The organism is Vibrio sp. FF266, from assembly GCF_041439695.1.
GTDB lineage: Bacteria > Pseudomonadota > Gammaproteobacteria > Enterobacterales > Vibrionaceae > Vibrio > Vibrio tasmaniensis_A.
In genome coordinates, this window is record NZ_JBGOOO010000001.1 from 112,467 (window position 1) to 127,387 (window position 14,921).

At 43.0% G+C, this 14,921-nt stretch carries 11 protein-coding genes; 8 read left to right on the top strand and 3 right to left on the bottom strand.

Features of this window, described 5'->3' with window-relative positions:
• From ACED59_RS00505 to ACED59_RS00530, 6 genes are all read left to right on the top strand, one after another.
• Nucleotides 1–351: a hypothetical protein gene (locus ACED59_RS00505; RefSeq protein WP_012600300.1), complete on the top strand. Its 351-nt coding sequence runs from the start codon at nt 1–3 to the stop codon at nt 349–351.
• Nucleotides 345–1,568 (top strand): HlyD family secretion protein, encoded by a 1,224-nt coding sequence (locus ACED59_RS00510; protein WP_017097043.1) that lies wholly within the window; start codon nt 345–347, stop codon nt 1,566–1,568. Before ACED59_RS00505 ends, ACED59_RS00510 begins: the two co-directional genes overlap by 7 nt.
• Nucleotides 1,569–2,293: 725 nt before the next feature.
• Nucleotides 2,294–3,532: a cytosine permease gene (gene codB / locus ACED59_RS00515; protein WP_032499239.1), complete on the top strand. Its 1,239-nt coding sequence runs from the start codon at nt 2,294–2,296 to the stop codon at nt 3,530–3,532.
• A 9-nt stretch (nt 3,533–3,541) separates the two neighbouring features.
• Nucleotides 3,542–4,819, top strand: coding sequence for a cytosine deaminase (locus tag ACED59_RS00520; protein WP_017097045.1), 1,278 nt, complete (start codon nt 3,542–3,544; stop codon nt 4,817–4,819).
• A 361-nt stretch (nt 4,820–5,180) separates the two neighbouring features.
• Complete coding sequence (locus ACED59_RS00525) at nt 5,181–5,393, top strand: cold-shock protein (RefSeq protein ID WP_004730009.1); 213 nt, start codon at nt 5,181–5,183, stop codon at nt 5,391–5,393.
• 401 nt (nt 5,394–5,794) lie between these two features.
• Nucleotides 5,795–6,811: a GGDEF domain-containing protein gene (locus ACED59_RS00530; protein WP_029223820.1), complete on the top strand. Its 1,017-nt coding sequence runs from the start codon at nt 5,795–5,797 to the stop codon at nt 6,809–6,811.
• A 257-nt stretch (nt 6,812–7,068) separates the two neighbouring features.
• On the opposite strand, the gene ACED59_RS00535 is transcribed toward ACED59_RS00530, so the two are convergent.
• A complete protein-coding gene (locus ACED59_RS00535) occupies nt 7,069–7,671 on the bottom strand; it encodes a malate synthase (protein ID WP_009845698.1) in 603 nt (200 codons plus the stop codon).
• A gap of 170 nt (nt 7,672–7,841) precedes the next feature.
• Between ACED59_RS00535 and ACED59_RS00540 the strand changes: the two genes are divergently transcribed.
• Nucleotides 7,842–9,374 carry a DUF3612 domain-containing protein gene (locus ACED59_RS00540; RefSeq protein WP_017097047.1) on the top strand — a complete coding sequence of 511 codons (1,533 nt, stop codon included), beginning with the start codon at nt 7,842–7,844 and terminating at the stop codon, nt 9,372–9,374.
• Between the two features lie 914 nt (nt 9,375–10,288).
• Here ACED59_RS00540 and ACED59_RS00545 read toward each other — a convergent pair.
• Both ACED59_RS00545 and ACED59_RS00550 read right to left on the bottom strand, forming a co-directional pair.
• A complete protein-coding gene (locus ACED59_RS00545) occupies nt 10,289–11,860 on the bottom strand; it encodes a DEAD/DEAH box helicase (RefSeq protein WP_017097048.1) in 1,572 nt (523 codons plus the stop codon).
• 164 nt (nt 11,861–12,024) lie between these two features.
• The gene (locus ACED59_RS00550; RefSeq protein ID WP_371705170.1) at nt 12,025–13,380 is read right to left on the bottom strand and encodes a diguanylate cyclase; all 1,356 of its coding nucleotides are present in this window, start codon (nt 13,378–13,380) and stop codon (nt 12,025–12,027) included.
• Nucleotides 13,381–13,653: 273 nt separating this feature from the next.
• On the opposite strand from ACED59_RS00550, the gene ACED59_RS00555 reads away from it, so the two are divergent.
• Nucleotides 13,654–14,862, top strand: a complete 1,209-nt coding sequence (locus ACED59_RS00555; RefSeq protein WP_017097050.1) for a DUF3541 domain-containing protein — start codon at nt 13,654–13,656, stop codon at nt 14,860–14,862.
• Nucleotides 14,863–14,921 lie beyond the last annotated feature (59 nt).

Consider the following 14,921-nt stretch of genomic DNA (forward strand, 5'->3'; position numbering starts at 1 on the left):
ATGAGTTTACTAAGTGTCCCATTTGTTGGAACAGGCGCAGACACCGCATTACACGTCGTAGCTGGCGTTGTGTTGGTCGCAACAATCGCAGCTGCATGTTACGGCTTTTGGCGTGTTCATGAATTACCAATCAATAAAGCCCACAGTAAAGAGCATCACCAGCTCGGTTTAATCACAGCTTTAACTTGGATTGGCTTCATATGGCACTGGGTATGGGTACTTGCCGTCATTTTAGCGTTTGTTGATATGGAAAAAGCCATCATAAACCTGAGAGACACATGGAAAGCACCTGCGGAGCCAACAGAACAACAAGTTAAGAATGATCAAGATGGGGAGAGCCAAACATGTTAGAAGGCTTAGCTCTGTGGGCACTGTTCATCTATCTACTTAGGCTTATTGGTATGCCATGGAATAAAGGCACCAAAGCATTTTCTTATCTAGGTGGTACATCATGGTTATTGTTTGTTTGGGTTGGACTCATTAACTACACTCCGATGGATCTCTCTGGAGGTTCAGTCGTTCAATCACCACACATTCAGCTACGTCCAGATTCAACCAATGTGTCAGGCAAAACAACCAAGGTTCACATTAGACCGAACCAAGACGTGATTGAAGGTCAGCTTATTTACGAAATTGATGACACCAAATATGTTATTGCAAGAGATAAGGCTAGCGTGCAACTTGAATCGGCGAACGTTGCTTTAGATACCGCTCGCCAAGAAGTGAGCATCGCTAAAGTAAGCTATCAGTCAGCGCTTGAAGATATCAAAGCCTCTGTCGCTCAGATAGAATCAGCAAAAACAGATCTTGTTCTGCAATCTAAAACACTTGACCGTTACCAAAAGCAAAACAAAGTTGTAGAACATACGATTACTGAGACTGACATCGACCAACAAACGGCAAAGGTAGACTTGGCAACGTATAACGTCACCACATTGGAATCTCAACTGAGTAAGAAAGAAGTTGATGCTGAGAACGCGAAGTTAAACATCCACAAGGCAGAAACCAACGTCAGTAAGAAACAAACTGAGGTAGATTCGGCAAAAGCAACATTGGCTCAAGCTCTATGGGATTTGAACAGTACCAAAGTAACGGCGCCGACTGACGGCTTTGTAACTAACTTCATTCTTCGTGAAGGACAGCGAGTATCAATGATGCCTCGTATCCAAATGTACACTGAAGAAAAATACGTGTTAATGCGAGTGAATCACCAAGCTATTCGTAACGTAAAAGTGGGCCAGCCTGCAGAGTTTGCAACGGCGGTATACCCAGGCAAGATATTCTCTGCAACCGTAGAAGGCATTGTTGAAGCGACGGGTGAAGCACAAGCTAGCCTATTAGGTATTGATGAACAAGTTCGTGTCACCACAGGTCGAAATCTTCAGAACAAGCACCACTTTGTCCGCTTAAAAATTGACGAGGCGGAAGGTTACGATATTCCAGTCGGCTCTGTAGGGTTAGCTTGGGTAAGCGGTGAGAAGCCTATCAGCTTAATGGCGTTCCTAGACGTAATACGCGGGATCATCATTAGAATGAAGTCCCAGTTATACTTCTTCTACTCGATCTAATACTTGTTTTAGATAAAACGATACAAAGCCCGTGAAATCTGAGATCGCACGGGCGTTTTATCTATTTTACCGTTAGTTGCAGACAGAGCAGCAAAAATCAAAAACTAAGCAGTATTCAGTATTCAGTATTCACTTTTATCGTTTATTCCTTAATGACAATCATTGTAAATCGCAAAATGCAATTGCAAAACGCAACTATCAACTTTCAAAATGCAAAAAAACCGTTTAAATACGCACCAAATTGCTATAAAACACCCATTTTACGTTGCTTTAAAAGTTGGCACACTAACTGCAATGTACATATTGACCCTTCTTAAGCCGAGGGTCACCTAGCCAACTGACGTTGTTAGTGAACCTTTCTTGTTCACGATATATATAGGCCAATTGCGAGTATTGCGATTGGCCATTTTTTTGCCTGAAATTTAAGAAACATCGTCCATCCAATATACAGACACCCATTCATAGCCATAATCGCCAGCATTCATAGTGAAGTTCAACTCTGGCTCACCACCTACGCCATAGAAAACGTTTTCTAATTATTTTTTAAGAATAAATATAAAAAGTAACCTTATGTTTTAAATGTCTATTCTTAACATAACCGCCTTAATAGATGGCTTATTGATAAAACTAGCATTGACTATGTTATTTATATCACGATAATGCGCACGTTTGCCTGCAATACGGCGACCGTTAATTTTAATTTTGAACAATTGCGGAGGTAAAAAATGGCTGCGGATAATAACTACAGTCTTGGGCCGGTTCCAACATCGGCTAGGAAAGGAGTTGCTTCACTCACCATGGTAATGCTTGGACTCACTTTCTTCTCTGCAAGTATGTGGACAGGTGGTTCACTCGGGACAGGTCTTTCTTTCAACGATTTCTTCCTCGCCGTTCTCATCGGTAACCTAATTCTTGGTATTTACACTTCTTTTCTTGGCTACATCGGCTCATCTACTGGCCTCTCTACTCACCTCCTAGCGCGTTTCTCTTTCGGTACAAAAGGCTCATGGCTTCCTTCTGCTCTACTTGGTGGTACACAAGTCGGCTGGTTTGGTGTAGGCGTTGCCATGTTCGCAATTCCGGTACAGAAAGCCACAGGCATTGATACCAACACCTTGATTATTGTGTCAGGCCTTTTGATGACGGGTACGGTGTACTTCGGTATTAAAGCGCTAATGGTGCTTTCAGCAATTGCGGTGCCCGCGATTGCGATTCTGGGTGGTTACTCAGTGCTAACAGCCGTAGACAGTGTTGGTGGACTAGAGCAACTGCAGCTGATTAAGCCAGAGACGCCAATGGACTTCTCAATGGCACTAGCAATGGTTGTAGGTTCGTTTGTAAGTGCAGGTACGTTGACTGCCGATTTCGTTCGCTTCGGTAAAAAGCCAGCAAGCGCCGTGTTAATTACAATGGTCGCGTTCTTCATCGGTAACTCGCTGATGTTTATCTTCGGCGCAGCAGGCGCAGCAGCAACCGGTCAGGCTGATATTTCAGATGTGATGATCGCGCAAGGTCTACTGCTTCCAGCCATCATCGTGCTTGGCTTGAATATCTGGACAACCAATGAAAATGCACTTTATGCGTCAGGTCTGGGTTTATCTAACATCACAGGTCGCTCAAGTACTACAATGTCTATCATTAACGGCATTATCGGTACGATTTTCGCGCTTTGGTTATACAACAACTTCGTTGGTTGGTTAACCTTCCTTTCGCTGGCGATTCCACCCATTGGTGGCGTAATCATCGCCGACTTCTTCGCGAACCGTAAACGTTACAAAGATTTTGCAAATGCAGAGTTCCAAACCGTTAACTGGGCTGGCATTATCGCGGTAGCAACAGGCGTAGCCGCTGGTCACTTCCTACCTGGCATCGTTCCTTTGAATGCCGTGTTTGGTGGTGCAATCAGTTACCTCGTGCTAAATCCTCTATTGAACAAAAAAGCTCTGAAATCTCAGGCCGCTTAAGGACACACTATGACAACCTTATTAATCAAGAACGCGAAACTTCAAGACCAAGAGGGCTTGAAACAGATTCTGATTGAAAATGGTCAATTTTCTCGCATTCTCGATAATGACGCTCAAATCACTCATCAAGGCGACACCCTTGATGCTGAAGGTGGCATTGCAGTTACTCCTTTCTGTGAACCGCACATCCACCTAGATACTACGCAAACTGCTGGTGAGCCTAACTGGAACATCTCTGGCACTTTGTTTGAAGGTATTGAGCGTTGGGCTGAGCGTAAAGAACTGCTATCAATCGAAGACGTAAAGTCTCGTGCCAAGCAAACACTGAAATGGCAGATAGCTAACGGTGTTCAACACGTTCGTACACACGTTGATGTGTCAGACCCAACACTCGTTGCGTTAAGAGCGATGGTTGAAGTTCGTGAAGAGATGAAAGAGTGGGTCGACATCCAGATCGTTGCATTCCCTCAAGAAGGCATTCTTTCATACCCTAACGGCAAAGAGTTGCTTGAAGAAGCAGTGAAGATCGGCGCTGACGTTATCGGTGCTATCCCTCACTTCGAATTCACTCGTGAATACGGTGTTGAATCTCTGCATTACGTGTTCGATCTTGCACGCAAGTACGACTGCCTGATCGATGTTCACTGTGATGAGATTGACGATGAACAATCTCGCTTTGTTGAAACGCTGGCAGCCCTTGCGCACAAATTCGAAATGGGTGAGAAGGTAACGGCAAGCCATACCACAGCAATGGGGTCTTATAACGGTGCTTACGCATCTCGCTTGTTCCGTCTATTGAAGATGTCTGGTATTAACTTCGTGGCTAACCCGTTAGTGAATATTCACTTACAGGGTCGCTTCGACGACTACCCGAAACGTCGTGGCGTAACGCGTGTTAAAGAAATGCTAGCAGCAAATATCAATGTGTGTTTCGGCCACGATGATGTGTTTGACCCATGGTACCCACTAGGTACAGCGAATATGCTTCAAGTTCTGCACATGGGACTGCACGTAACGCAAGTGATGGGCTACGACCAAATCAACACCTCACTTGATTTGATCAGCAAGAACTCAGCACGCACACTGCATATCCAAGACAACTACGGCATTGAAGAAGGTAAGCCAGGAAGCTTACTAATTCTTCCTGCAGATAACGGTTTTGATGCAGTACGTCGCCAAGTTCCAGTGCAGTACTCTATTCGCCACGGAAAAATAATCGCAGAGACTCAACCAGCTAAGACTAAAATTAATTTAGATAAGACTGAAGATATCAACTTCAAACGATAATATCGTCTATACTAACGAAGAAAAGGAGGCTTAGGCTTCCTTTTTACTTTGTCATGGCGTGTAACTTTATAAACCTATCAGCTGTTGTAGGTAGTTTTTGTTAACGAGCGCAACATGACAAAAAAACTCGCTGATTTATCAATCAATGAGTGTACAACCCGAAAGACTGTGTTAACATGCACTCGCTCTGTTAGCCGGAGTTATTTAAGTTAGATGAATAGTAAAAAATGACATGTAAAATCGTTACCCGTTTTTGTAAGTAGTTTTTCCTTATTTCTTAGCAATATTAAATAATTCAATTATCAGCGCATTGCAGTAATGCAATCAACAATTTAGAAAATTTATGAATAAGGGACAAATTATGTCTAACACAAATACTGGCACTGTAAAATGGTTTAACGAAGAGAAAGGTTTCGGTTTCATTTCTCAAGACAACGGCGGCGCTGACGTATTCGTACACTTCCGTGCTATCGCTTCTGAAGGTTTCAAAACTCTGAAAGAAGGCCAAAAGGTTTCTTTCGAAGTTGAAAACGGTCAAAAAGGCCTACAAGCAGCAAACGTTGTTGCTCAATAATTAGCTTTTCGCTAAAAAGAATTTTAAAGCGCTGATTTTTATCGGCGCTTTTTTATGCCTGAAATAAAACTTCCACTGAGTTACTACCTCTTCCACACTCACCCGTATTACCCATTTTTCGGCAGAGTGTTTGAACAAGCTTGGCTAACCCATTATTGACCGCGATTGGTATTACAGCCAACCCTTACCAACAGCCGCCCCCCCCAACCGGACCTCTCCTCTTTGGTCAAATAACACCCTATTTATTATTCGATATAAATATGCAATCGATTTCCATAATGAAAATGAGTTGTTTACCCAATCCTCATCCATTAATTATATAATTTTTAAAGCAAAGATCGGTAAAATCCGCTAATCTTGGTCGCAGTGGCTTAGTTAGTTTGGTATCTGCAGTAAAAATCATGAAAAAAGACGAATTTCAAAAATCCACCGCAAATCTAAAAAAAGCGGTGCCTCTTATGATGAAGAACCGGGTGTCTACTACACCTGCAAATTACGCACTTTGGTACACCTATGTTGACAATGCTATCCCACAGCTGACAAAAGACATGGATGGTATCTTGGAATACTATGGCATTTGTCCTCCAGCCGTTGGTGAGCAGCTTTACAATAATTATGTTGCTAGCAAGTCTGAAACGAATATCAATGACCTCCGCGCCAATTTAGAATTGTTGGTCTCGGAAGTTTCGAATTCGATGAATGACACACTGACCGATACCTCTGCTTTTTCTGAGATGATTGATAAAAGCTTCGAAGATTTAGCCCGCGTTGACAATGAAAGTTTATCGATCGATGAAGTCATGTCTTTAGTTCGTCAGTTAGTTTCTGAATCTCGTCATATTCGTCACTCTACTCAATTTTTAAATTCTCAGTTGAATTCTGCGACATCAGAAATCACTAAGCTAAAGTCTCAGCTAGTCGAAGTGCAGAAAGATGCACTCTTTGACAGCACAACGACACTCTATAACCGTCGCTCTTTCGACCGTGATATAGAAACCTTGTGTGAAGCGAAACAACCTCTGTGTTTAATTCTTCTCGATATCGATCATTTTAAAAACTTCAACGACACTTATGGCCACCTATTTGGTGACATGGTTCTTAAAGGCATTGCGCGCAAATTGAAACAAATGTGCCGTGAAGGTATTGCTGCTTACCGGTTTGGTGGTGAAGAGTTCGCGATAATTGTGCCAAACAAATCATTACGCATTGCACGCCAGCTTGCTGACACCAACCGCCGCTCTCTAGAAAAGCTATCGATTAAAGATCGTCGTAGCGGGCAACAGGTGGGTAGCATCACCGCATCGTTTGGTGTTGCTGAACTTGAACCCGGTGAATCGGCACAATCACTGATCGAACGCGCTGATAAGCTACTTTACGAAGCGAAGTCACTTGGTCGAAATAGAGTGATGCCGCTGTAGTCTGCAATCATCTAAAAAATTTACAGTTAAACGGCGTACTTACTAAACCCTGATTTCTAGGCTCAAGGCTCAAGGCTCAAAAATAGACTCGTAATTGACATCGAAAGCAAAAAGCCCCAATCAATAACCAGTAGGTTAATCGTTGGGGCTTTGTCGTTTATGCATAGTCGTCAGTGTTTAATGCTAAATACATTCAGAGTGTTTAACACTACACTGGCTCTACATCTTTCATAAATACCAAAGATGTAGCTGTGACATTAAAGGGCGTAGCAATAGTTAAGACAGTAATCCTCACCGCTCTTAGCTCGGAACTCTTTGTCTTCGCTGCATGCTTTTGGTTTACCCTTCTCATCACCTTGAACTAGGCTGATCCAGTGACGTATTGCTGTAGTGATTCCTTGACGCTCAGTATTCGTTTGTACCGCTTCCATTGGCGACTGGCCAAACGTGGTGCACGACTCTAACTGAATATCATCGATATCGACCAATTCAATACACCCCGTCCCTTTATGACAACCAAACATCACTTCTAAATGGCTTCCACTGCTATCTCGGAACAAGATTGAGTCTGGGTCACACTTCTCACCCATGTAAGCTACAAACTGCTTAGGATGCTTTAGACCGCTGTGTTGGCCATCTTTGAAATAAGCCATGATATGGCGGTAATCAACTACGTAGCTCGTTACATCTTGATGTGAGCCGTTCTCTAATGGGAACAATCTGTCTAGCAGTTGCTTCGCTTTGAGTTGCTTCTCAGTTTGCTGTTTGGCACTGATAGTCTCCACGGCAAAGACAGCTTCAGCGATAAATGGTTTTGTTTGTTTTTGGATTTCTGTTTTATCGAATGTCAGCATATTCATAGTCTTTCCCTCTTGACTAACCCGGTGAACATTCACCGATTTTTATAGCAAAAATGTGTCCTAGAGCAATTATTCCAAACTAACGCTTAACTTATTTGTCATTTTGTGAATTGCTTAGTTTGTAGACTAGCGCTTTTTTACCTACAATTTCACAACAAAAATTTTACAATGTGAATTTTACAAATATGGCCTTGTCAAAAAGTTTAGTTCGTCAGTCTCATTTCCTAGGTACGAAAATACGTAACCTAAGAAAACGTAACCATTTAACGATGGAAGATCTGTCTGCGCGTTGTATTAGAATCAACCCAGAATACGCACCTTCCGTTTCTTACCTTTCAATGATTGAACGTGGAAAGCGCGTCCCAAGCATCGATATGCTAGAAGTAATCGCGCAGGTCTTTCAGAAGAACCCAACCTGGTTCCTTGACGACGAATCTGAACAACAAGCCATTGCTCCTGATAAAGGGAATCGTGGTGGGATAAGTGGCATGGCACTCGAGCCTAGCTTTCTTTTCTCCAACGACATCCTGCAAATTGCAATTCCAGAGATGCTATCTCAAACGGGGATCTCAGGCCGCCAGTTTGCACACCTCTTGATTCGAGCACACCAAGAAAGCAATCAGAACCACTTCCCTGACCTTGAGCGCGCAGCGGAAGAAGTTGGCTTAAAACGTCTTAACCTCAGCGTAGAAGACCTTATAGACATCGCTAGAAGCCTAGGAATTAACATCCGTTGGGTAACACGCACACCGAAAGACGTTGTTGATGAACTCGGAATTAATGCCAAACAGCTAGTCACTTCGTTCTTTGAACCTCCTAGCACAATCTTCTTAAACGAAATCCTGAAAGAGTACCCCACTCGTCTGAAATACGATTTATCGGTCTATATTGGCCATTGTATTCTGCATAGCAAAGAAGGCTTAAAGAGTGTGTTGTCGGTCGGCAACAACAACACATGGGACGACAACCAGGTTTCAGGCTCTTCGCAACTTAATTCTCAAGATATTCTTCAAGCATGGCGAGACTTTGAATCTAGCTTCTTTGCTGGCGCACTTCTTTGCCCGAAAGTTCCATTTAGACAGTTGCTTGACCGCACTGGTTACGAAATCGACGTTCACAAAAGAGCGGGGGTTTCCCCCTCTGTTGCTATGCGTCGAATGACGGTAGTATCGCCCTACCCTCACTGGCACTACTTTGATGCTTATGGGCCAGGGAAACTCAAGGCGGTGTACCGCGGGAACGGGATTCCACTGCCTTGGGGAAATATGAGAACTGTTGCCGATCCATGTCAACATTGGGCTGTGTTCCGTCGATTGTCAGAACCTCGCGCAGGGAGTTCGGCTCAAATATCTATTTTAAATGTGGGTGATGAACCAAGAATCTACTGCTGTGAATCCATCAATATGACGGACCCTGCAGGTAACAATCGCGTATTGTGTGCTGGCATAGACCTTAACCCTGCAATTGATGCACAAGGCGGTAATTCAAGAGACATTGCAGAGCAACTTAAAGCATCATGCGTTAACAATGGTGGCTCTGTGGTAATCCCGCGTAACATCAAGAAAGATCTCACGACAATAGCCAAGATTCTAAATATAAATTGGATTGAACGTGGGATTGAGACAGAGGCTAGGCTTATCTGCTCCCGAGGTGGAGAATGCCCGCGCCAACCAAGCTGTTACTCAAAGTGTGGTGAGTGTTAGCGCAAGAATGGTATGAGCATGATTAGTAAATTGTCGTGCTCTGCTTGTTTTTCTTGAGCTAACTGCACTTAATAATAAGTGTAGTAATAACAATTAATAAAAAGTAATACCAACAAGTAGAACTCAAAATTCAGGCAAAAAAAAACCAATCACAAAAGGGTGATTGGTCATATATTTTGTGTGAACAATATGGGTTCACTAACAACGTCAGTTGGCTAGGTGACCCTCGGCTTAAGAAGGGTCACTATTACTAATGCACTATGCGTGCCAACTTTAAACATACGTATTTACTACGCATCTGAACACGTATTCGCCATAAATGCCTGTTTGTTTTGCAAACTGAAATTGCAAATTGCAAAACCCAACAAATCGCTAGTGATTATGTTGTTATTAATAGATCATTAAAGATTAATTTCTCTTCCTATAAATACCTACTTTTCAATAAATTCGATAGCTTCAACTCTGAAGAAACCTCTTCTTGTTTGCTTAGGGCGTGTTGATCTTTCGAGCTGATTTTTGCAGCGAGTTGCTGGGTATTTATACAAGGAAGAGGTTTCGATGTGTAGCTAGCCTACATGAGAAGCCGATAACGTAGTAGAAATGACCAGCAAACGCTGCCCAAAGGGTTCAGCTAAAAGCGTTTTACTCTTTGTTGAGGGAGATTTGCTTAGAATGACTAGGCGACTTCGCCCTCGCCGCGATTAAAACACTTTTAGCTCGAACAAAATTTAACCGCGAAAGGTCAACACGCCCTAATTACACCCATAAAAAAACGCGAACATTGAAATTCAATATTCGCGCTTGTTCGAGTTCGATAGCAGGAAGTCGTCAATGAACGAGAACCCTCCTACGAAGCGATCTCGTTACATAATCTTTGCAAAGCTATGCTCAACGTTCTGTCTACCAAAGAGCTACTATTTCTGAGATGCAGGCTTAGAACGGCTTCTAGATGGTGAAGGTTTGTTACCTGTAGGCTTGTTACCTGCTGACTTGTTAGACGGTTTGCTCGAACCATTACTTCCTCCGAAACCAGACTTTTTAGGTTTACCTGCACCACCTGGCTTGCCAGAACTATTCGTAGAAGGCTTGTTACCGCGCTTATAGTTGCTGCCATTATTTCTTAAAGACTTATCATCACCAGCAGCTGAAGAGTTGCTGTCTGAAGCTTTGTTGCCTGAGTTAGGCTTACGCTTTGGAGCAGATCCATTACCTGCTACATGACGCTTGTTCTTGCCTGCTGGCTTATGGCCGCGAGCATTCTCACCAGAACGTTGGCCATCCGAGTGTTCGCGTGTCTTTTTCGGTTTCTTAGGCTTAATCGGACGCGAATCCAAGCGAGATTCTGGTAATTTGTTTACGGGTGCAAAACCTTCCAGTTCACGACGCTCCAGTACTTGTTGAATAAGGCGTTCAATACCGAATAGCTCACCCACTTCATCTGCACAAACCAATGAAATTGCTTTACCAACTTCACCAGCACGGCCAGTACGACCAATACGGTGAACGTAATCTTCTGATACGTTTGGAAGGTCGAAGTTAACCACTTGAGGAAGTTGTGGGATATCAATACCACGAGCAGCGATATCGGTCGCTACGAGTACTCGTACCTTACCGGTTTTAAAGTTCTCTAAGGCTTTAGTACGCGCGCCTTGGCTCTTGTTACCATGGATAGGAGCAGAAGTGATGTCTTGCTCTTCAAGGAAACGAGCAAGCTTGTTTGCACCATGTTTTGTTTTGCTGAACACCAACACTTGTCGCCAATCATTATCTTTGATCAGCTTAGCTAGCATTGGCGCTTTTTTCTTTTTATCTACTGGATAAATACTTTGTTCAACAGTGGGTGCTGTTGAGTTTGCAGGGCTTACCGATATTTCAACTGGGTTATTTACTAAGCCTTTAGCCAAGCTACGAATATCATCAGAGAACGTTGCAGAGAACAGTAAGTTCTGACGCTTCTTAGGTAGAAAAGCCAAGATCTTACGGATGTCGCGGATGAAACCCATGTCTAACATGCGATCAGCTTCATCTAATACTAGAATCTCTAGCTGATCAAAACGCACTGCATTTTGGTTGTATAGGTCAAGTAGACGACCCGGTGTTGCCACCAACACATCACTGCCTTTACGAAGTTTTTGCATCTGAGGGTTAATTTTCACGCCACCAAACACGACCGTAGAAGTAAGCGGTAAGTTAATACCGTATTTAACTACGCTGCCATTCACTTGCGCAGCAAGTTCACGGGTCGGTGTTAGCACTAGTGCACGAACTTGGTTCTGACGTACGCGAGGGCCTTTTGATAACATTTCAAGAATAGGTAGCGTGAAGCCAGCAGTTTTACCTGTACCTGTTTGAGCAGCGGCCATTACATCTTTGCCCGTTAGGACAGCTGGTACGGCTTTCTCTTGGATTGGTGATGGCTTATCGTAACCTTGTGCTTCAATAGCTTTAAGGATCGGTTCAGAAAGGCCAAGGGAGGTAAAACTCATAGATTATTTTCTCAGTTGAATAACATTTAGTATGAGCAACGCGCAGAAAGAAGTCGTTGCTACAGCTTTCGCTCATCAATAGGATTGATAAAGAGCAAAGCGCGGTATTCTGAGGCTTTTCCCCACATTCAGCAACTAAATTCTAATAACAGATCCAATCCAACCTATAAAATTTGTCGTTTCTGTTCGTACATTTTTTCATCAGCTGCTTTGAGTAGTGCATCGACATCACTGTAGTTATTGCTATGAATTACCCAACCAACGCTAATTCGAAGATAAATCGAGTGCGTATCATAAACAACAGGTGTGCTACATATCGCTCTTCGAAGTTTAGCTACAATCGAAGAGACATGTTGATCATCAATGATGCGTGGTAACAAAACTAAGAACTCATCACCACCGATTCTCGCAACGATATCTGAACCACGTAACTCGCTCTTAATGCGATTAGCACACTCAATAAGCACCTGATCGCCAGCCGCATGCCCAAAAGTATCATTGATCGCTTTAAAGCCATCAAGATCGATATTTACCACAGCAAAGGTTCTTGCTCTCTGCTTTTGGGTGACTTTGAACGCCTGCTTTAGGCTGTACATAAAGTATCGACGATTAGGTAGCATGGTGAGTTCATCATGCATAGAGCGACTATCTGCAATTCGGTACAGGCGATAAATAGTAAAGAAGGCAAACGCCAGCACTAACATTATGGTGTAACCCACCAACCTTACTGCTTGAATTCGATACCACTGCACATCCATCAACACATGCTCATTACCAGAGAGAGCAAGGTACCAACCACCGTATGGAAAGCTCACCTGTTCAGTCACAAAAGCATTATCAAATACGTCCTGAGAGCCATAAAAGACCGCGCCATCTTTACCCGAACTGTTTGCACCGCGAATCGCGAGTTTATACTTGTTTTCGAGTATCCCAATTCCGACATCTTCAAACAGCTCATCTAAACTAATAACGGCACTGGATACACCCCAATAGTCTTCGCTAAAAGGCGGGTCTCGAAAGATCGGAGTGCGCGTAATGATAGCTTGGCCACCTTGAAACAGCTCAAAAGGACCAGCAATAAAGGTGTTGCCAAGATTACGGGCTATCTCAACAGACTCCCATTGGTCTGGATAATCACGATAATTAATACCGAGAATCTGCTCATTGCCTTCCATAGGGTAAACAAAGTTTAGAATGTCGTCTTTGGCTAGCCCAATAAGACGAATATGGAAACCATCTTTAATAATACTTTCAGCAATCTTGTCCCAATTTTTCACCTCACCATCAGGGTTTATGGTCACTAAGGTCGAAAAATTATTGAGGATATACATATCTGACACGATCGCGGCTTCGATTCGAGAACGAATGATCGATAGCTGCTTTTTTGCCTCAGAGTAGGATTCATCTTTCAGGTAGGATAACTCTTTAGAGTGAAAAAACTCGATAGCACTCATTACCACTAAAAAAAACAGTAAAGATAATAATTTGGCAGGCCATTGCTTGCTAGAACCACTTGGCATTCAGACCTCCTAAACCTTTTTGTTCTTAAATTTGCTCATATCAGACTAACTCTTTAAGTATGCCGTTAAGCTATTTAAATACATACACTTAGCCTAGTGCTCATTTCATTATTGAGTCATTCATCACTTAAAGTCCATTAGACACATTGATTACTGAACCAAATATCGAATCAATCTCATTAAAGATTACAATGTATTGACCAAAACCTTACATTGAAAGATTCATGAGTGTTATTTTATATTCACAATTAATCAGCTTGGTACCTTACGAACATGAAGCTAAAAACGCTAACTCTGTGCACATTGTTATCAATCTCAGTTGCGGTTGCGGTTCACGCACAAGCTACTTCAGATACGCTAACGGCTTTTGACACACAACAGACTGTTACTATACAAGAGCCTGTTAACATACAAGCAACAAGCGTACCAAGTATTCAATTACAAGCTGGTGTTCTCGACTCTCAAGAGCAATCTTTTAAACAATCCGCCGATCTGATTCGCACAACCTACGAAAGCCAACTTTACACTCTGCCTGCATTCAAAGAGGGTCACTATGGTTTGCGTATGTATCGACAAACATTAGACGACAAATATTCTGCCGCGGTATGGAGTGACATGGCACGTGTCGCAAGTAAGCTCAGCCGCTTGTCGAATGATGTTCACACCATGGAACAAATCGTACTGTACTCAGAAAAGCGTGTTGCTTCCTATGTTGGCGATAGCGATGAACGCAGTGTTCGACGCTACAACATCACCAAGCACATGCCAGAATATCTATATCTTGGTGTTGACCTTCTCGGCTCTATGGCGCGTGCCAATGAGTACGGTTTAGAACACAAGAACGATGTCAAACTGCGTGAGATTATTCGTCGTTATGACTTTTCACGATACGTGACCAATGAAGATATGGTGAAAGCGTGGGCAGCCCAACTCGCTAATCAAGTTTACTGGCTACGCCAATTGGGTGAACAAGATGTCGTTGATGAATTTGTCGATACCTTCAAAAAAGCCTACCCAGACGATAACGACAAGAAGCTTTCAAGCCAGCAATACGGCAATAAGATCTATGGTATGACACATGTGATCTTTGGAGATTCTGAGTATTACCAGCACCAAGTAAGCGAGCAAGAACACCAATGGATCTACGATTACTTCAGAGAAAACATCGATACTATCCTGTTACGAGCTAAAGAGGATGTGATTGCTGAGGTTGGGTTGACTTTCTTATTAGCCGGTCTAGAGAATGACCCGGTTGTAGAGAAAACTAGGCTCGCAATCCAGGCATCTATCGATAAGACAAAAGGTATGATCCCTTCAGTCACCGGTGATTTTGATCTCAAGTATGGAGAGCACCGCAACGTACTCGCTATCATGCTACTCGATTGGCAGCAAGTGAACGAAGCACCGACTTATGAAGGTAACCCAAAAGTCTTTACTAACATCCCTTACGGACTAGTTGAAAATCAACCGCTGAAGCACTAGCAGTAATACTTAAGTTGATTTTAGAACCCAAAAAGCCGCAAACCTCTCAAGGTCTGCGG